The following is an 18,194-nucleotide window of genomic DNA, read 5'->3' on the forward strand; positions in this document are numbered from 1 at the left end:
AGTACCTCCCCTATGCCCTTTTGATTTTCCCTGTTGAGAAAAACGTTTTAATAGTGAACAACATTAAAATAATACAGATAAACAAAATAAGTAAGCCAAGATTCATCGTAATCTCAACAGGCTGTGCTAAATCAACTGGTACGCCTCCTAAAATATCATTGAAGTTCATGAAATTAAAAGGATTATAGGGAAATACACTAATTAGTGATGGAAAAATCATCGGTAAAAAGAACAAAATAAAGTGTATAAATAATGTTAAATACATATTTTTCAGTAACACATTTAATATAATCGACAATAGCATGACGAAAATGGAAATGACGAACATATAGCCAAGGCTCATCGCGATATATTGGATAGAAGAGATTAATACAGCATCTCCTACGTATATGCCTACTGGATCTTGTGGGTTACCAAGTCCATTTAATACCCACAATGGACTGGCGCAAATAAAAATGAGTAAAAAGCTTGTGATGATGGTGAACAAAGAAATCATACATTTGGATAAAATATAAGAATCAAAACGAACAGGAAAGCCTTGAATTAAACTAGAATGCTCAAAATCATCTAGCAAAATAGAACTTGTTTGGAAGCTAATAAATATGTACCAGCCTGCACCTACGTAACTAAAGAAAAATAATAAGAAAGGTATGTATTGAAATAAGTCAGTTATTTTATCCCTTCCCGCATCATTCATCCATTTAAAATAAAGATAGTCCATCGAATTTTGTAATTTAGAGGGTAATAATTCTGCGATATCATGGTATCCTTCTAATTGGAATGCCTCTTGTCTTAATTCAGCAAGCTGAAGTGACGCCTCATAATACATGGATTGTCTGTCCATCGTTAATGTGGCTATTTGCAATGCAATCTTACTTTTTTGCTTCGTTAAATTTTTAAATATATCGCTGCCATCACCTGTTTCCGAGGCATCCTTCACCTGAAACTTTGATAGTATGGCCTGTGTTGAATAATAATCACCCTTTTTTTCAATAAGCTGATTACCAACGGCTTGCGCCTTTATATAAAACATAAAGCCAAAAACGATTAATACAACAGCTATTAGTGCAACTAAATTTCGTCGATTCGCTCGCTCTATCACTAGACCTACTTTTAATGCTTTTAACACGGTCATCCTCCTAGCTTCTTCAATGTGAAAGTCTTTAGATTACTATGATAATGCTTTGTGGATATTTTTTCAATTTTTTGTATATTAAAGGTTTAGAATATTACGAATAAAAAGACTAACGATTTTGGAGGAATAGCAAAATAATAATAAGATACTATATAATTTAGTTCCTTTTTAATAACTAAACTATTAAACCATTCAAATTTTCATGTTGCGTATTATTAGCTTTCAATTTTGTATAGTCATTATCAATGCACCGCTTTAAAAATAGTTTTTTCGTTACAGGTACATTCATCACGACAAAAGTAAAAGGACTGCTTTTGACAGTCCTTAAATGATCTACTATTAAAATGGCTTGAATGCCTAGTACCACATATATTTCTGGAACCCTATCTTTTCTACAATAGCCACAGCAGGCTTGTTCATAGCCCTACAATGCGAATAGGCCATCCAATTCTTCTTTAAACATTCTTGAACATCATGGTATGCGAGTTTGAGCAGGTTTTTCTTGGTGAAACTCTATTATTTCGATATCTATGCCATGTTTATTAGCAGCAACAAAGCCTGAAATACACGTTCTACAATGTTATTTATCTCCCACCACTAACATTTATAATTTCACCAAGAATATAATTGGAGGCATCAGAAGTGAGGAAGGCAATTACTTCTGCTATTTCCTCAGGGGTTGCAGGCCGTTTAATAGGTACAGTTGAAGTCATACGCTCGAGACGATTATCGCCAGGAGCAAATTTATTGTGAAAAGGTGTTTCTACCATTCCTGGCGCTACCCCATTTACAATAATCCCATAGTCAATTAGCTCTCGTGACATACCAATCGTCATTGTATTTATCGCTCCTTTAGCAGATGCATAATGAATACTTTCTCCCGCTCCTCCAATTCGTGCAGCCGCCGAAGAGATATTGATAATTTTTCCGGATTTTTTAGGAATCATATACTTTAATACAGCTTGGGAACATAAGAGAACACTAGTAACATTTAAGTTGAACGTTTCTTCCAATAGTCTTTCACTTATATCCATAAATGTACTTTGTTGGATACCTCCTCCAGCGTTATTAACTAAAACATCAATCGCACCAAAGGAGGAAATAGCTTGGTCAACCATTGCATTCACTTCTTCTTTATTCGTAACATCAGCTTGAATGGCCATAGCCTCTCCATCCTTTTCTTGAATACGTTGGACAGTTTCCATGGCCCCATTCACATTTGTATGATAATGAATAATTACTTTAGCGCCTTTAGATGCCATCAGCTCTGCGGTAGCAAGCCCAATACCGGAGCTTGCGCCTGTGATGAGAACAACCTGTCCTAATAAGTTCTGCATAGCTTCTCTCCTAACAAATGTTTACAATAGTTATTCTCCTTTTCTATGGTAAACCCTTTTAAAGAAGCTTCGATATACATGTTTAACTATCGCTATTATGTTGGATTGTTGCGGGGATTAAATCCTTGCTTATTTAGTCCATGTCTTGTGAAAAAGATTTTAATTGAAAGGTATCTGAATAGATTTAATTTCAGCTAAAGTTCAAATCTATTAGCTAATCATATAATAAAATGCTTTTCTTAATAAAGAACATGATTAAGTGTAACCAAAAAAATGAATGTACGCTAAAAAGAACGGAAGTCAGTTCCTTTAGCGTGCATTCATTTTACCAATGTGGGTATAAATTTTGGTTACTTATTTTAAAGATTAAACGGCCTGTTCTAACATGGCTTCTAATTCACTTTTGTTAAATTGATACGTTTCATTACAGAAGTGACATTGTGTTTCTGCTTGACCATCTGTTTCAATCATATCTTGGAGTTCTGCGCTTCCTAAGCTAACTAGCACTTTAGTAGAGCGATCTTTTGAGCAAGTACATTGGAATAGTACTTCTTGTGTTTCGAGAATTTTTACATTCCCCTCTCCTACAACCATAGTTAGAATTTCTTCCGGTGTTAGGCCATCACGTACCATTGCTGAAATGGTAGGAATACTGTCCAAACGCTTTTCAATTTCTTCAATAATTTCTACTGCTGTACCAGGTAATGCTTGAATAATAAAGCCGCCTGCTGCTTGGATTGTATTATCAGGGTTCACGATCACTCCTACCCCCACTGAAGAAGGAATTTGTTCTGACTGTGCTAAATAGTATGTGAAATCTTCCCCTAACTCCCCTGAAATAATAGGTACTTGTCCTACAAAGGGTTGTTGTAAACCAATATCCTTTGAAATCGTTACCATACCATCTGTTCCTACGGCTCTTCTAACATCTAATTTGCCAATACTGTTGAGGGGGAAATGTGTTTGCGGATTCGTAACATATCCTCGTACTTTTCCATTCGCGTTAGCGTCTACAAGGATTGTACCTAAATCGCCTCCACCATTGATTCGAATGGTTAATTTATCTTCATTGTTTAACATAGAACCAAGCATCACGCCGAAAGTCATTGAACGTCCTAACGCTGCTGATGCAGTCGGCCATGTATAGTGACGATGTTGTGCTTCACCTACTGTATCGACTGTCCTTGCTGCTATTATTCGAACCTGTCCGTTATAGGCTAAACCTTTTACTAAATAATCCTTCATTATTATCTCTCTTTTCTTCATTTTATTAGAAGATGAATCTGCATTATACATCATCGCCTTTTTACGCCACAAGCCCAACAATTTGCCCATCGACAATTCAATAATCTAATGATTGTGTTATACATGTCACAAAGACCTCAGTTGTATATCATGCGAGTGCCGTCTGTAAATAATACATGTTGTCATTTCTCTTTTATTGGCATGGGCTTCTGTTTCTACATAGCCAATAAACAGCCTACGTATTGTAAAGCACATAGTGGGAAAAATTCGTTAGTCCAAGAGTCCTTTATATCACTATGTCTAATATACATCTACGTGTTGAGAGGACAAATTCTATACAAATAGTTCAATTATGAACTATTAGAGGGAATAAAAGTTAGAACATAGCTGCTCTAACTCAAATTACCTAACACTTTTTGAAGTAGAGTAAAAGAAGTAGCTTTCTCCTCCTCACTAAATCCATGAAACATTTTGGTTGTCAGATGATCAAAGATTTCTTCAAAATATTTCTGGACCTCCAGTGCTTTTTTAGTTGCAACCACATACATGACTCGTTTGTCCTGGCTATGTCCCTCTTTTACAAGATAGCCTGACTTGACTAAACGGAGAATCATTTCAGTAATCGTTGATTTTTGTTTTTGCATTGTATCACAAATACATTTTATTTGTATGCGTCCCCCATTTTTGTACACAACGTATAACAGCATGAAATGGCTTGGGGCTAAGTCCGTATAGCCTAATCGTTTTAACTCTTGTTTTAATTCATCTTGTACTGCGGTAGAAATTATGGAGTTAAATAAAATTGCTTCATGTGCTTGTATCTCTGCCATTCATATCACCGCCTTTAGAATAGTTCAATTTTGAAGTTATTTCAACTTATATACTCATTTTTCCACAATGATTTTCGGTAGCCATTTAGTAGCTAGATGTAAGTTATGATTGATAATAGATGTAGAACACTTTAATGGTTATCTGACATCTAGCGTGGTGATTTCGCAGAAAAACCTATGAAGGTACAAATTCATGGAAGAATTGGATAGTGGTTCTATTAAACTTTTTTTGACGTGTTTATTGGTAGCGAATATGTAAAAAAACCACCTACTATTTCAGATGTAAGTGGTTGTATGTCAATAAATTATAATTTAACTTTTACTACTGTTCCATCCTGTGCTTTGACATCAACTAGCACGATGCCTTTATAATGCTTGAGCTCCTGGACAATGGGCTTGAGTGTTTTTTTGTCTAGTGGCGGCAAAGTAAAGTTCAGTTTTTTTCTTTCAAAGTATTCTTTTGTCCATTTGTTTATATTCCGCTGAAATAATGGTGAAGACAAAATGGAAATAACAATATTTAACATAGCATATGGGATTGGGATGGTAAGCCGAACATCCTTTGTTTTCACTTTGACATGTATCATCAGTCACTAGTCAATGAACACAGAAACGGAATCCCCGTTTGCCGATTTAATATCAACGATTTGGCCATCTAATTCGTTTTCGATGGCTTCCATTATAAGATTAATATCTAGATCTTTCACGTATTTTTCCGATTGAGGAATACTAGCTGCGATACTATGTCCAGCCATTAATACCACCTTGACCAGCTTGATAGGTAAATTGACTGTTACGTTATCATTTTCAGTTGAGACAATACGAACTTTTAAAGTTTTATCTAAATACTTAGCTGGTTTATCTAATAGCTTATTTCCTGCTTCATCTTTCTCTTGCAGTACTTGAATAAGTTCTGAACCTTTTTCTGCATCGATTTTTCCTTCCTGAACCATCGTTAACACTCGTGCAATTTCCTCTTTCATGATCATTTCCTCCTATTCCTCTTTTAAAAGCTTAATGGCTTCTTCCGCTGTGATTTCACCCTTTTCTAGCAGCGTAACAACATTTTTCTCGTCTACTTCATTTTTCTTCTTCTTCTCCACATGTCCGAGGGATGAAATAATATCTGTTAGCTTTCCTCGAACTGTTGGATATGAAATCCCAAGTTCTTTTTCAACATCTTTAATATTCCCTCTACAAGTTAAAAATACTTCCACAAAATGAAGCTGATCCTTTGATAAGGAGGCCAGTTTCGATAATTCAAACTCATTTTCGATTGTAGTGTGGCAATGAGAGCACTGCAACTTTGTAATTTTCAATGTTTGACTGCAAACAGGACAATTTGTGATTACTTGATAGGCCATAATGAAATTCCTTTCTTTAGGTTGATTTGATTATATAACAAAGAATTTAAAAAATAAATAATTAAGTTTAATTATTTATCCAAAAAAATTAAAAATATTAATATGTAGTTTAAAATAATTAATTTTTACAAAAAACGTTAATATAAAGTGAAGAGACTATAGAGAAATGGAGTATGTAGGGGCAATATGGGAAAACAAAAATTCGCCTTCGTTCATCGATTTCAATCCAAGATACTGAAATAGTAGTAGTAAAGTAGGCACTTAACCCAATTTTAAGTGCTTGCCACCGATAGAAGGTTAGAAAGTGACAAGAAAATTTCCCCATATCCAAGGGAAATATATCCCCCATGTACGGCGGATTTGGGCGTAATCCTTTAAATAGAGTGGTTTTCCCAGCATATGAATTGGAAGGATTTCCACCATACAAGTATCCTCGCTAGGTATTATTGTTCAAATTGATTTTTGTATAAAAATAGCAGCATCCATACAAACTGATAAAAACATTTACTTCGTTAACCCCATAAGGAAAAAATGAAGGGAGTATTATTAGATGCCATTTGTCACCGTGTTTGGAGGAAAAACTTTTGAAGTTGAGGAAGGAAAAAAACTAGTGCTAGCACTTGAGGAAAATGGGATAGAAATTTATCATCAATGTGGCGGAAAAGCTAAATGTACCACTTGTAGAGTGGAGGTTTTAGCTGGTGAGTATAAAGATATTTCAAAAGTAGAAAAAACAGCCTTCGCTTTAAAAAATATAGATGAGAATTTATATGACGACTGCTTACGACTATCTTGTCAAATCCGTGTCATTAGTGATATTACTGTTCGCCCCATTCTAACTTCTGAAAATACAAAGGGCAATAGAGGACCAAGACCAGCAGAATAATCCTTAATGTTAAAGAAACGCGGAGGCTAAACCCGCGTTTTTGTTCTTAATATTTATGTTTTAATAGTATTCCAAGGCTAATGATTGTATTTATATGATGGAAATTTTCTTAAAATACACTGCGTACTAATCCACCATCAATACTTAATGCAGAGCCATTGATGGCAGATGACAGTGGACTACATAAAAACGTGACGAAATGAGCAATTTCCTCTGGGCGAATAAGTCGTTGTATAATAGAAGTTGGTCGATTCTCCTTCATAAAGCGCGCTTCAGCTTCTACCATTGTCAAACTTTCATGATATGGAGTCGTTCTATTAGCTGATTTCTACTGACTCCGTACCCCCACCCGAATGGGGATAGGTATTTTCTTGCGATTAAAAATCTGTTTTTATGAAGGAATTTGCTTATATCATCCAATAAGGTCCTTTTATATGATACTTTTATAGAGGAATTCCCCTAGTAAATATACGGGGTTAAAAAAATAGGAGTTCAATGATGATGATTGCAAGAGAAACATTAGAAAGAAATCAGATTTCCCTGTATGTATTCGTTTTATTGTTGGCAGGAGGTATAGGGTTATTCGCCCCTGAGATGGGCATCCATTTAGACATTACCATTTCATTTGTCATAGCTATTTTAATGTATAGCATGTTTTCACAAATTCCTTTTACTACATTAAAAGAATCCTTTTCTAACCGTCGTTTTTTGGGAGCTCTGCTAACGGTCAACTATATAGCGGTACCCATTGTTGTTTGGCTACTAACTTTGTTTTTACCAAACCACCCGCCTTTATTACTTGGTGTCTATTTAGTATTACTGACACCTTGTATTGATTATGTCATTGTTTTTACAGCACTTGGTGGTGGTAATGAAAAAGCTATGCTGATTTCCACACCTATTCTTTTCATTACCCAAATGCTATTACTCCCCTTCTATTTGTGGTTATTCATTGGTCATGAAGCATCGGAAATAGTTGAAAAAGGTCCTTTCCTAGAGGCATTTTTAGAGCTGATCGTCATCCCATTAGTCATTGCTATTATTTTTCAACTACTAGCTAAAAAATCAATAATTGGTCAAAAAATTATTCATTTTTCTGCATGGCTACCTGTTCCGTTTATGGCGTTAACATTGTTTGTTGTTGTAGCTTCACAAATTGGAAAACTATCGTCGTCCATTGATTTGATTGTAAAGGTCATTCCAATTTATATTGCCTTTATGCTTATCATGCCATTTATTTCAAAACACATCGGCAAACGATTCAAACTTGATCTTGCATCTGGTCGAGCTTTAATTTTTAGTGGTTCAACACGCAATTCACTTGTCGTTCTGCCCTTGGCCTTATCTTTACCGGATTCAATTCATACAGTTGTGGTTGCTATTATCGTTACACAAACGATTGTCGAAATTATAGGAGAAATCATGTACATTCGTATTGTGCCTCATTTACTGTTACGCGAACAATAGGCTGATTTGTCATTCATGAAAAAATTTGGTACGATGAATATACAATTATGAGAGGACTGATGGATGAACAATGATGAACTAATCTATATTTTAAGTTGAAATCAATTACTTCAAACTACAAAATATAGGATTAGTCTGTCCATTTTTATTCATCAGTTTATACTTTATTTGTCATTTTCCTATGGCAAAAAGGTCCTTTATTATTACCTGTAACCGACTAATCCTTCCAATGAAATTGGGGGGATTTTTTTATTCTCTCATAGTTACATCAAAATTCAAAAAAGGAGTGTGGAAAATGAGCGATTTAGACACAATTGTTACACATGTAAATCTCCGTATAAGTCGTTAATATCCATCCTACTTATGCGGAGACATGAACACCAGATGGATATGCCGACTTTGTATATAAGAAAGAAAAACGTGTTGCTATACAAAGGAGGAATTATCATGTCAATGATACAAGTTCAAAATTTAACATTTTCCTATCCAGGTAGCTTTGATCCTATTTTTGAAGGTGTTAACTTTCAATTAGATACGGATTGGAAACTAGGATTTATCGGTAGAAATGGTCGAGGGAAGACAACATTCTTTCATTTATTATTAGGGCATTATGAGTATAGTGGGCAAATTAATGCTTCGGTAGACTTTACTTATTTCCCCTACCCTGTTGCTGATCGAAACAAATTTACGTATGAAATATTTGAGGAGATTTGCCCGCAGGCAGAGGATTGGGAGTATCTTCGCGAAATATCGTATCTACATGTAGATGCGGAGGTCATGTACCGACCCTTTAATACATTATCGAACGGAGAACAAACGAAGGTATTGCTTGCTGCCCTTTTCTTGACGGAGGGCCAATTTCTATTAATTGATGAGCCGACTAACCATCTAGATACAGATGCGCGAAAAATGGTTGCTAACTATTTGAAGAAGAAAAAAGGATTTATTTTGATTTCGCATGATAGAACGTTTTTAGATGGCTGTGTGGACCATATCCTATCCATTAATCGAGCAAATATTGACGTTCAAAGTGGTAACTATTCTTCATGGAAGTTAAATTTTGATAGACAGCAGGAGCACGAGGAAGCAACAAACCATCGTCTACAAAAGGATATAGAAAGATTAAAACATTCCTCGAAGCGTTCAGCAGGCTGGTCCAACCAAGTCGAGGCTTCCAAAAATGGGACGACGAATTCAGGTTCTAAGCTAGATAAAGGCTTTGTCGGACATAAGGCGGCTAAGATGATGAAGAGATCGAAGCACATTGAATCAAGACAACAAAAAGCGATTGATGAAAAATCAAAATTGCTAAAAAATGTAGAAAAGACGGAGTCATTAAAATTAGAGCCATTGACGTTTCAGTCAAAGCAACTAATGACGTTGACCGATGTATCTGTTCGATATGATGACCAAATGATTAATCAGCCATTAAGCTTTAAAGTTGAGCAAGGTGATCGTATTGTCCTTGATGGAAAAAATGGAAGCGGAAAAAGTAGTATTTTAAAACTCATTCTTGGAAACGACATACAGCATACGGGCAACATTCATGTAGGCTCGGGTCTCATAATATCCTATGTTCAACAGGATACTTCCCATTTGAAGGGATCGTTATCGGATTTTATTGAAGATAACGGCATTGATGAAACATTGTTTAAATCCATCCTTCGTAAAATGGATTTTGATCGAATCCAATTTGAGAAGGATATTGCTCATTATTCAGGTGGACAAAAGAAAAAACTACTTATTGCCAAAAGTTTATGTGAGAAAGCACATTTATATATTTGGGATGAACCACTTAATTTTATAGATATCTATTCCCGTCTGCAAATTGAAGAGCTCATCCAAAGCTTTAATCCTACAATGGTGTTTGTAGAGCATGACCAGGCATTTCAGCAAACCGTGGCAACCAAAATTATTTCTATGTAGCTAAGTAGGAAACTATAAAAACTGAACGTTTGTAAATCAATAGCTCTCTAAGCTATCTCCCTAATAAAAAGACAAAATCCCAAGGAAAAGATGATACATATTTTTCCTTGGGATTCTCTATAGCCTTATACTTATTATATTTGCACCAGCTGCAAAGCCTTCTTAACATCGTGAATATCTTTTGTTAAAACACTCTTCACATTCGATCCAAACCATTCCAGTGAGGCATTTATCTCCATGGTTGAATCTACTTCCGCTAGGAATTCTCCATAATCAATGACTCCTTCAAATAATGGAACCATCCCTTCTCTAGACCCTGATGCAGCATAAACATTATGTGGTGCAAAAACATCAAGTTGTGTACGGGAGGCAATATTTTTAAAGTGGAAATGTAAAATATAAGGACGAAGTTGCTCCATAGCGATAATAGGGTTTATCCCTGATTCCCATACATGTAATACGTCAAAATTTACTCGTAGCCTTGGGTGATTCGTTTCTTCGAGTAGCTGCATGGTTGATGGTAAATTATCTGTCAAAGTGTTCGGATGAGTTTCAACAAGTAAATATTGTCCCTTTGACTCAAGATAATCACAGAGCAATTCTAGTCTGAAAGTAAGTTCCTCTCTTTCTTTCTTACTTGTGTCTGAGCTGCCCTTCTTTCCGACAAATGTACGAATCTTATTGGTTCCCCAGCGTTCCGCAAGTGCAGATAACCTCTCCGTTTCAGCCATCATCTCAGAAATAGGAGCATCTAATGGTAAATAATCACTAAGCATGCTCGTTTCCAAACCGAAGGATCTTAACCAATCCGCTCCATAATGAAGGTCATCAGCCAAGTTCTTTGCATGAACACCCCAGAGCTCGATCCCCTGAAAGCCTTGAGCTTTGGCAAAGTCAGCCAATTGATCTATTGAGTGAAGATAGTGGCGAAACGAAATTGTACAAATAGATAGTTTCATAACTGGACCTCTTTCTTATGCTGTAGTGTTAACCATGCTTGAAAACATTCGTGTAATCCTTGCTTTATGTTGAACTCAAGGAGATTTTGTTTTGCTAACTTCGCAAAAATATCTTCTGTTACTAGCGGGTCTTGCGTCATCGCAAGTTTCATCACCCGATACTGAATCGTAGTATAGCCATTCACTAAACGCTCAATATCATCACACCATTTATCAAAGCCTTCTTCAGCGCGGCCAAGTGCTTCCCAAAAAAATGCAAACGCATGCTCATATGCATACTTTCTAATCGCTATAACTGGCAATTGTTTTATTGCAGCTGGAAGTTTTGATATACTTTCTTTGTCATTCCCAGCAGTATGCTCTTTAATAATTTCAGCAATGGTATCTGTCAATGGATTACAATGAAGCTTAATACATGTATTAAAATAGGCTTCCACCGTCTCGGTAGTTGGAGCAATGATTGTCTCCGAATCAAAGTAATAGCCTCCTCCTACAGATGGCTCTTGGATAGCAGCTAAAATTCTTTCCTTCGGTAATAACCCTTCCCAGCGAAAATCAGGATCATACATGAACCACTCTTCTTCATTTTCTGTCGATTCTAGCATCACATAATGAGGGAATGGACTTTGATGAAATTTATTCTCTCGTTCTGGAAGCTTCGATAAATCTAACATTACCATTACATGTTGCTGGGGAGATTTATGCGCTAATAACCCTAGTAGCTTGTTGATATTTTCTTGTTTGGTTTGTTTTTCGTCATACCATTTGTAAAGCTTGATGCCATAGAGCATTTCATACCATGTTTGAAAGAAATAATGATCTATTTGTTCAGAATGGTATGTGAGCACACCATTATCAAGCACATCGAAATCTGCATCCCATACCCCAAAATAGTAAGGCCTATGATCGACACCCTTTGTCTTCTTAATAACCTCACAAACACAGCTTACAAAACAATGAACTTTTATCATTTTTAGCCTCCGATTAATCTATCTTTTGCTGTTCTTCTAAGAAGCTTGCTAGTGTCCCTACTGTTTTGAAATCTTTCGGAACGAGCCCCTCATCGGGAATGGAAATGCCAAGATCCAATTCTATATGAAGGATGAGTTGAAGAACCATAATTGAATCCATATATAAATCCTCATTTAATCGGGCATCTTCATTAAAAGAAGACAGTGTCTGCAACTCTAATGAATTTTCCATAATATCATAGATGCTCTTAATCAATTGTTGCCGACTCATACAGGGATGCCTCCAAGTTTTTTTCTACTTACTTTTCCATTAGGTAGCTTTTCGATTTCATGAACAAATATGAACTCAATCGGAATTTGATGGGGGGCAAGAAATTTCCGGCACCATTCTCTAAGTTCTATAGTATCGATTGGTTCAGAAGACACATAGAGTGCGCAAACTCGCTCTCCTGATAAACTATCCTGTTTCTTATATACGACGGCTTCTGTTATTCTTGGCTCATCCATTAACACGCTTTCTACTTCTTGCGGATACACATTCAAGCCTGCTACATTAATTGTGTCATCGATTCTTGCAAGAAAAGAAAGAATATTATGTTCTATATAGCCAAGGTCTTTCGTATAAATCGTTTGTGTAGACGTTTCAATGATAATCTCGCTAGGTCTTTGTTTGTCACCAGCTGTCACCTTTACATGAGGTAGAGGATATCCCATCTCTTTTGGATCTTCCACATGAGGGTGAATCGCAACACAGCCAGATTCGGAGCATCCATACTGCTGTAGTACTTGGTTAGATTTTTCTCTTAATGATGTTAACCAGCTATGTGGCATCACAGTTCCTGACGTCATCACACGATCAAATTGTTGATCAATCGGTAATAATCGGCTTAATGTATACAGTAACGCTGGAGCTCCATAGAGTATGTGCTGAGGATGTTCTTTTAGCTTTTTCAATATATATTTAGGATTACTATTCGTAATAATAACCGGCTTTGCTCCTCTTCTTATGCAGGCTAGAACCCCACAAATAAATCCATAAGAATGAGTAACTGGACAAGCAACAACAGAATTTGTCATGGCATCAACAGGTAACGCTTTTACATAACTTTCAATCTCCTCCTCCACTGAGCTCCACGTTCGTTCAATGCACTTCGGAGCTCCTGTTGTACCTGAGCTCATTTGAACCAATACCCCTTCTTGGTTATTGGAATGATTGGATAGTTCAATAAACGTATCAATCGATTGGAACAACAACAGATGACTACCCGCAGTAGAAGCAATCCTTATGGCCCCCTCTTTGGGCGTAGCCGGATGGATTGGGACAACCGATCCTCCATTTTCACGAATGTATAAACAAAGAGTCATATATTGAAAAACATCATCCGTACAAATCGCTATCCTGCGATTGCTACACTCCTTTAGATGAGATAAGCCTTCATATATATCAAATTGTTGTTCAATATTTTCTACTGTATAAAATTGATCGTTAACATAAAACATCATTATTTCCCCTTTTCATCTGCTTGTGCCAACGTATTGTTGACGATATGTCGAAAATTTCCTTCTTCTTGATTTTGCAGTTTCTTTTTTAGTAAAGATTCAACATAAATATGTGTGCTAGTAAACTGAAGCTGTTCATTTCTTGGGCATAAAGATGGAAAGCGGTCAAAGTGCTTCTGTATTCCGTCGTTAACTTGACTCCAAAAGCGTGTTTCTTCGTATCCATAATGCTCTTCTAGCAAATAAGATAGCTCACTTAAATGAAACACGAAGAGTGTATCCATAGCTAACTCTCGTAAACCCTCTACAGAAGACATCCAATAATATTGATCGGCAGGTGCATCTTTAAAGCGTTCATGTATCATTTCAAAATCTGGAACGAGTTTTCTATCGGCAATGAATTCTTCCGTATATTCGATACTGTCATGAAAATCCCGCCATACAATTCGTGTCGGCCACCCATTTTGATGCAATAAAATCATATTTTGCGCATGGGCCTCTACAGCAATTCCGTGAGCAACAAGTAAGTGCCAAACAGGAATAACACTCACTTCAATCAATCGTTTTATCCACGCCTCGGTTCCATATCGGCATAGCCAGTCATCAATAAAAGGACGCCCATCTAACTCCGTCATCATGAGTACCGTAAACGGTACTGCTTTCTCTTCTTCCTTCATGTACAAGCGCACACTTTCTCGCCATATGGTGCCAAACTGACCTTCTAATTTTCTACTATGCATTGTGGCATCCGGTTCAAAAATAATGCCTGCATATTCTTCCAGTACAATAACGCTCTTTTGTAAGTAGGCATCGGATTCAATGACCTGTTTAAGCCATGCAGAAATATGAGGAGCAGCACAAACAGCATGAGAATGTAACCTTCGTAATGAAGAGGTATTCACCATATTCATGGAGCATTTTAATTGTGCCTTTTTTGGATCTGAAGAATTCCATAATGTTCGCACTGATTGAGTTGCCCTATAGTAATCTCCTTTCACATCAAGAGGTATGAAATCTTTTTGTTCTATTAATTCAGCAAGTTCCTGTTTCATGGTACGCCATTGCCATGGGTGAACAGGTAAGAACGTATAGTCCTCAAATGTTCCTTTGAATACTGCAAGCTTGTCAAGAATGGTTTCCCACAGTAAATGCCCTAGCTCTCTTTTCCAAAAATTCGCTTCATCCTCAAGTACAGCGATTCGTACATAGCTTCTTCTCACTGCAACCCATTGAAGAGTAAATGCTTGCTTTCCCTCAGGGCCATAGGCTGCATGGTCGTCAATTGTAAAGCCGGTTCTGGATTTGAAACAAGGATGATAGGGATGTCCTTCCATAATTTCCGATTCTAATTCTTCATAGATTGATTTTCTTCTCGACATGGGCATTTGGAGATGTCGTTCATTCCATTCACAAAGCTTATTCGTTCCATGAAGTTCTTTCAGTAATCGAATTTTGTCTTGACGACTCGTCAGTAACTCATCGACTAGCTCCTCAAGCGTTGCCTCATGTACCGTTTCATCTTCGCTTACTAAAAAAATATGATCTTCCTTTATTCGAATGCGATCAAATGCCATCCTTCTACCTTCACAACGATAGGTGTATTTCTGTCCAATAAGTGTAAAAATTATAGTCCTTTGATCTAGACGTGTTTCTTCATATTTGATTAGTCCTTCAAAGATCATTGCTTCTACAAGCTGCCGCCTTACACGGAGTTCTCCTTGTTTAGCTAAAGGCTGTAGCTGCTGCATACTCTGCCTCCTCAAACTGAATAACAAATGGATTAGGAATTTTAGTATATACGGCTTGTTCCAGTTCGGCCTCCAGTTCATCTACATCATGAAACCTTGTTAATAGGTTTGCTTTGAAGGCAAGCTCCTCTTGTTTTAGAATGTTACGAACGAATATTTTTCCAAAACCTGTAAATTCTTTTTCTAATAAGTGCAGTTGATCCATAGACCACTTCAAAAGTTCATTTTCATTAATTAACTGATCTGCTCCAAATCGAGCAATAACAGGGAACAATTGATTCATAAATAAATAATAGGTAAATCTATCATGGATAAGGGCATCTTCGTAAAATAGCTCCTCCGTTTCATGTAAAGATGGTTCTATTGAAAGAAGTACATCTTTATATGCTTTTGATAAGTAATAACCTTGGTTATCGCGGTAATAATATGTAGTTGGATAACCTGAAGAGATGTTTAACAGACTATTTTGTTGATGGGCTTCAAGAGCGATCCCATGCTCATCGTATAATCTTAATAATGGTTCAATAGCATTTGTCCAATAGACTTTAAACCAATCTAAACTGACGCTCTCTAATGACCGGAATTCAGATTGAGCGATTTTCATGATGAGCTGACATAGCTTTGATTTTTCTTCTAGCAGGGGCTCTTGCACAAGCGTAGCGATCATGCAGATTCCTTCATCATGCCCCTTAGGAAATATGTTTGAACGAAAAATAACCTCAAATCCTGATTCCGTCTGATTTGGAAACTCTATAGTCATATACGCAGGGTCATTCATCATTTGAAAGGATGAATGCTTTTGTAAGAAATCTATCTTCTTCATTAATCGAGCCATAGCAATCCCCGCTTTGAGTTCATGAGTTCTATTGACCCTCAATGAATTTGTTATTTTTACGGGAATTGAAAACTTATACATCATTTCTTCCTGGGCGTTGTAAACCGTTCTGATTGAAGAGGTTGCTGTATAATATGCCCCTAGTGCTCCTTCGTATTTTATTAAATCTTCAGCAATCGCCTTTTTGACATACTGTTGCTGTAGAAGCCATTGTGCTTGTAAGGGGTGTACCGGAATGAAACAGACATTCTCTGACTTAACAAATTCAGGCTGTGATTTGATTAAAGATCGAGCAATGTGTTCACTAGCACTTATTTCTAATACGGAGGCCTCGTTCACCATTTTACGGTCGACTCGAAAGTAGTGAAGTTGGAAAGAACCTTGTAACTCTGGAGCAAAACTGGTTTGTTGCCAATCTGCCATCCCTTGTCTACTTTTAGGTGTTGGATGGAGCCAATGACCAAGTAGAAGGGACTGCTCTGCTTCAATAAACGTATCGCTAGCTCGGTGTAGCTTGTCACCTTCAAAACTCTTTTCAATATAATGGGCCATTGTTTGATAGCTCTCAATTATGCGAAGAATGAGTTCGTCAAAATGGGAAGAAAGCTTCAGACAGCCATCCATTTTAGTCGTACAATGTAGTTCCTGAATAAGCGTGATGAGAATCGTTAATTTATCCTCAACAAGCCATTGTTTTTGTTTTGTACAATATTTCAACGATGCACCAAATACCTGTCTTCCAACAAGAGATTTATATTCCACGCCAAATGCAAAACGTATGTTTTGTCTTGGTAACTCAAGCTCTAATATATATGCCTCGGTAATCAGGGCTGATAGTCGTTGTTCCTTAATCCATTCCTCCTTTTTGACCCAATGCCCGCTTCTCACCTCTCGTATATAACAATTCATAAACGCCTGAAACGTTGCATTCTTTGCAATCTGTTTAGCAATCTGCTGCATGAAATAAACCAATCCTTTCACAGAACCTTTTTACTATTAATTGATAATGATTATCACTCACTGTTGAAAAAATAAGTCTCCCTTATTAGAAAGACTGAGAAGTAAAAGTAAATCGAAACAAATGAGGTGTTGTTAACAATTGATAATGATTATCGTTTTCATTAATAATTACATTTTATAGGTAATATGGAAATGACTCAACTGTCTAAAGACCTATATGACAATACAAACCATTGAAATAGGTAAAAGTATAGAAAAAGTTGGCGTTTTCCGCATCACATATTAGAGATTTTTAATATTTAATGGATTAAAAAGCTTAAATATTACAAGAAAACAAGAATGGTTGTTTAATGAAACAAAGGTTCTTATGGTTTGAAAGACGTGCCATTTCACAAACGATGTACCTGTAGAAAAATAAGTATAGAAAAATAGCAAAAACGTTGATACCGCAACATTTCTGCTATTTAAAAATTTATATTAATATTTTTGTCATAATTACATCTATTTGTTCTTCCTCACCCATATAAAAGCTGTGTGCCCCGGTCTGCACAAAGCCTATATTCTTATAAAAGCCTATGGCATTGTCATTTTTATCCCAAACTCCTAACCAGATGCTGCTTTTGTTTTGAGCTTCAGCTAATTCGACTGCCTTGTTGATGAGATATTTGCCAAGACCTCTTCCTTGAAATGGCTGTCGAATATAAATACGTTCAATTTCAAGTGTCCCATCCCCCATTGGTTCAGACTGAGCATCATTGACATTCACCTTTAAGTAACCAGCAATGACATCATTGTTATAGATAAAATAAAATTCTGAAGCTTTATTAGATAATTCTTTTTCCAGCTGATACTCTGTAAATGCTTTCTCCAAGTAAGCGGTCATATTTTCAGGTGAATTATGATCTTTAAAGGTATCATTGAATGTTTCGATACTCACCTCTTGGAGTTTTTTTAGATCACCTATGCTACATTTTGATAATTTGATTGACATTGATTACACTCCTTCAGAACTCTTTATGTATTTTATATTG

At 36.4% G+C, this 18,194-nt stretch carries 17 protein-coding genes and 1 pseudogene; 3 read left to right on the top strand and 15 right to left on the bottom strand.

What is annotated here, in order from left to right; translation table 11 throughout:
* Positions 1–10 precede the first annotated feature (10 nt).
* The 7 genes from ACE1MS_RS11505 to ACE1MS_RS11535 all read right to left on the bottom strand — a co-directional run bounded on the left by ACE1MS_RS11505 (position 11) and on the right by ACE1MS_RS11535 (position 5,911).
* A complete protein-coding gene (locus ACE1MS_RS11505; protein WP_447402308.1) occupies positions 11–1,135 on the bottom strand; it encodes an ABC transporter in 1,125 nt (374 codons plus the stop codon).
* Positions 1,136–1,719: 584 nt separating this feature from the next.
* Positions 1,720–2,472 (bottom strand): SDR family NAD(P)-dependent oxidoreductase, encoded by a 753-nt coding sequence (locus ACE1MS_RS11510; RefSeq protein ID WP_207889104.1) that lies wholly within the window; start codon positions 2,470–2,472, stop codon positions 1,720–1,722.
* Between the two features lie 366 nt (positions 2,473–2,838).
* Positions 2,839–3,717 carry an Hsp33 family molecular chaperone HslO gene (hslO, locus tag ACE1MS_RS11515; RefSeq protein WP_031415980.1) on the bottom strand — a complete coding sequence of 293 codons (879 nt, stop codon included), beginning with the start codon at positions 3,715–3,717 and terminating at the stop codon, positions 2,839–2,841.
* A 392-nt stretch (positions 3,718–4,109) separates the two neighbouring features.
* On the bottom strand, positions 4,110–4,547 hold the full coding sequence (locus ACE1MS_RS11520) for a MarR family winged helix-turn-helix transcriptional regulator (RefSeq protein ID WP_012294563.1): 438 nt from the start codon (positions 4,545–4,547) through the stop codon (positions 4,110–4,112).
* 305 nt (positions 4,548–4,852) lie between these two features.
* Complete coding sequence (locus ACE1MS_RS11525) at positions 4,853–5,134, bottom strand: hypothetical protein (protein WP_031415983.1); 282 nt, start codon at positions 5,132–5,134, stop codon at positions 4,853–4,855.
* 6 nt (positions 5,135–5,140) lie between these two features.
* The gene (locus tag ACE1MS_RS11530; RefSeq protein WP_031415984.1) at positions 5,141–5,530 is read right to left on the bottom strand and encodes an SHOCT-like domain-containing protein; all 390 of its coding nucleotides are present in this window, start codon (positions 5,528–5,530) and stop codon (positions 5,141–5,143) included.
* Positions 5,531–5,542: 12 nt separating this feature from the next.
* Positions 5,543–5,911, bottom strand: coding sequence for a DUF2089 domain-containing protein (locus ACE1MS_RS11535; RefSeq protein ID WP_031415985.1), 369 nt, complete (start codon positions 5,909–5,911; stop codon positions 5,543–5,545).
* 550 nt (positions 5,912–6,461) lie between these two features.
* Here ACE1MS_RS11535 and ACE1MS_RS11540 point away from each other — a divergent pair.
* Entirely contained in the window at positions 6,462–6,797 is a 336-nt protein-coding gene (locus tag ACE1MS_RS11540) for a 2Fe-2S iron-sulfur cluster-binding protein (RefSeq protein ID WP_031415986.1), read from the top strand.
* Between the two features lie 109 nt (positions 6,798–6,906).
* On the opposite strand, the pseudogene ACE1MS_RS11545 reads toward ACE1MS_RS11540, so the two are convergent.
* A pseudogene (locus ACE1MS_RS11545) lies at positions 6,907–7,095 on the bottom strand (SDR family oxidoreductase); the annotation flags it as partial.
* Between the two features lie 203 nt (positions 7,096–7,298).
* On the opposite strand from ACE1MS_RS11545, the gene ACE1MS_RS11550 reads away from it, so the two are divergent.
* Positions 7,299–8,264 (top strand): arsenic resistance protein, encoded by a 966-nt coding sequence (locus ACE1MS_RS11550; protein ID WP_099805907.1) that lies wholly within the window; start codon positions 7,299–7,301, stop codon positions 8,262–8,264.
* Between the two features lie 447 nt (positions 8,265–8,711).
* On the top strand, positions 8,712–10,190 hold the full coding sequence (locus tag ACE1MS_RS11555; RefSeq protein ID WP_332291859.1) for an Lsa family ABC-F type ribosomal protection protein: 1,479 nt from the start codon (positions 8,712–8,714) through the stop codon (positions 10,188–10,190).
* A 134-nt stretch (positions 10,191–10,324) separates the two neighbouring features.
* Here ACE1MS_RS11555 and ACE1MS_RS11560 read toward each other — a convergent pair whose 3' ends face one another.
* The 7 genes from ACE1MS_RS11560 to ACE1MS_RS11590 all read right to left on the bottom strand — a co-directional run bounded on the left by ACE1MS_RS11560 (position 10,325) and on the right by ACE1MS_RS11590 (position 18,154).
* Positions 10,325–11,149, bottom strand: a complete 825-nt coding sequence (locus ACE1MS_RS11560) for a sugar phosphate isomerase/epimerase family protein (protein WP_031415994.1) — start codon at positions 11,147–11,149, stop codon at positions 10,325–10,327.
* The gene (locus ACE1MS_RS11565) at positions 11,146–12,120 is read right to left on the bottom strand and encodes a DUF6005 family protein (protein WP_031415995.1); all 975 of its coding nucleotides are present in this window, start codon (positions 12,118–12,120) and stop codon (positions 11,146–11,148) included. Before ACE1MS_RS11565 ends, ACE1MS_RS11560 begins: the two co-directional genes overlap by 4 nt.
* Before the next feature lie 13 nt (positions 12,121–12,133).
* Positions 12,134–12,391 (bottom strand): petrobactin biosynthesis protein AsbD, encoded by a 258-nt coding sequence (gene asbD, locus ACE1MS_RS11570; protein ID WP_031415996.1) that lies wholly within the window; start codon positions 12,389–12,391, stop codon positions 12,134–12,136.
* Positions 12,388–13,620 (bottom strand): AMP-binding protein, encoded by a 1,233-nt coding sequence (locus ACE1MS_RS11575; protein ID WP_036216306.1) that lies wholly within the window; start codon positions 13,618–13,620, stop codon positions 12,388–12,390. The genes asbD and ACE1MS_RS11575 overlap by 4 nt, the downstream gene beginning before the upstream one ends.
* A gap of 2 nt (positions 13,621–13,622) precedes the next feature.
* The gene (locus tag ACE1MS_RS11580) at positions 13,623–15,368 is read right to left on the bottom strand and encodes an IucA/IucC family protein (protein ID WP_099805868.1); all 1,746 of its coding nucleotides are present in this window, start codon (positions 15,366–15,368) and stop codon (positions 13,623–13,625) included.
* Entirely contained in the window at positions 15,343–17,163 is a 1,821-nt protein-coding gene (locus ACE1MS_RS11585; RefSeq protein WP_447402309.1) for an IucA/IucC family protein, read from the bottom strand. The genes ACE1MS_RS11580 and ACE1MS_RS11585 overlap by 26 nt, the downstream gene beginning before the upstream one ends.
* Before the next feature lie 472 nt (positions 17,164–17,635).
* Positions 17,636–18,154 (bottom strand): GNAT family N-acetyltransferase, encoded by a 519-nt coding sequence (locus ACE1MS_RS11590; RefSeq protein WP_099805870.1) that lies wholly within the window; start codon positions 18,152–18,154, stop codon positions 17,636–17,638.
* Between the last annotated feature and the right edge of the window lie 40 nt (positions 18,155–18,194).

Source organism: Lysinibacillus sp. fkY74-1, from assembly GCF_053165895.1.

Bases quoted from the DNA above. Each gene is read 5' to 3' on its own strand.
- ACE1MS_RS11505 (WP_447402308.1), bottom strand. From the start codon at position 1,135: ATGACCGTGTTAAAAGCATTAAAAGTAGGTCTAGTGATAGAGCGAGCG.
- ACE1MS_RS11510 (WP_207889104.1), bottom strand. From the start codon at position 2,472: ATGCAGAACTTATTAGGACAGGTTGTTCTCATCACAGGCGCAAGCTCC.
- hslO (WP_031415980.1), bottom strand. From the start codon at position 3,717: ATGAAGGATTATTTAGTAAAAGGTTTAGCCTATAACGGACAGGTTCGA.
- ACE1MS_RS11520 (WP_012294563.1), bottom strand. From the start codon at position 4,547: ATGGCAGAGATACAAGCACATGAAGCAATTTTATTTAACTCCATAATT.
- ACE1MS_RS11525 (WP_031415983.1), bottom strand. From the start codon at position 5,134: ATGATACATGTCAAAGTGAAAACAAAGGATGTTCGGCTTACCATCCCA.
- ACE1MS_RS11530 (WP_031415984.1), bottom strand. From the start codon at position 5,530: ATGAAAGAGGAAATTGCACGAGTGTTAACGATGGTTCAGGAAGGAAAA.
- ACE1MS_RS11535 (WP_031415985.1), bottom strand. From the start codon at position 5,911: ATGGCCTATCAAGTAATCACAAATTGTCCTGTTTGCAGTCAAACATTG.
- ACE1MS_RS11540 (WP_031415986.1), top strand. From the start codon at position 6,462: ATGCCATTTGTCACCGTGTTTGGAGGAAAAACTTTTGAAGTTGAGGAA.
- ACE1MS_RS11550 (WP_099805907.1), top strand. From the start codon at position 7,299: ATGATTGCAAGAGAAACATTAGAAAGAAATCAGATTTCCCTGTATGTA.
- ACE1MS_RS11555 (WP_332291859.1), top strand. From the start codon at position 8,712: ATGTCAATGATACAAGTTCAAAATTTAACATTTTCCTATCCAGGTAGC.
- ACE1MS_RS11560 (WP_031415994.1), bottom strand. From the start codon at position 11,149: ATGAAACTATCTATTTGTACAATTTCGTTTCGCCACTATCTTCACTCA.
- ACE1MS_RS11565 (WP_031415995.1), bottom strand. From the start codon at position 12,120: ATGATAAAAGTTCATTGTTTTGTAAGCTGTGTTTGTGAGGTTATTAAG.
- asbD (WP_031415996.1), bottom strand. From the start codon at position 12,391: ATGAGTCGGCAACAATTGATTAAGAGCATCTATGATATTATGGAAAAT.
- ACE1MS_RS11575 (WP_036216306.1), bottom strand. From the start codon at position 13,620: ATGTTTTATGTTAACGATCAATTTTATACAGTAGAAAATATTGAACAA.
- ACE1MS_RS11580 (WP_099805868.1), bottom strand. From the start codon at position 15,368: ATGCAGCAGCTACAGCCTTTAGCTAAACAAGGAGAACTCCGTGTAAGG.
- ACE1MS_RS11585 (WP_447402309.1), bottom strand. From the start codon at position 17,163: ATGCAGCAGATTGCTAAACAGATTGCAAAGAATGCAACGTTTCAGGCG.
- ACE1MS_RS11590 (WP_099805870.1), bottom strand. From the start codon at position 18,154: ATGTCAATCAAATTATCAAAATGTAGCATAGGTGATCTAAAAAAACTC.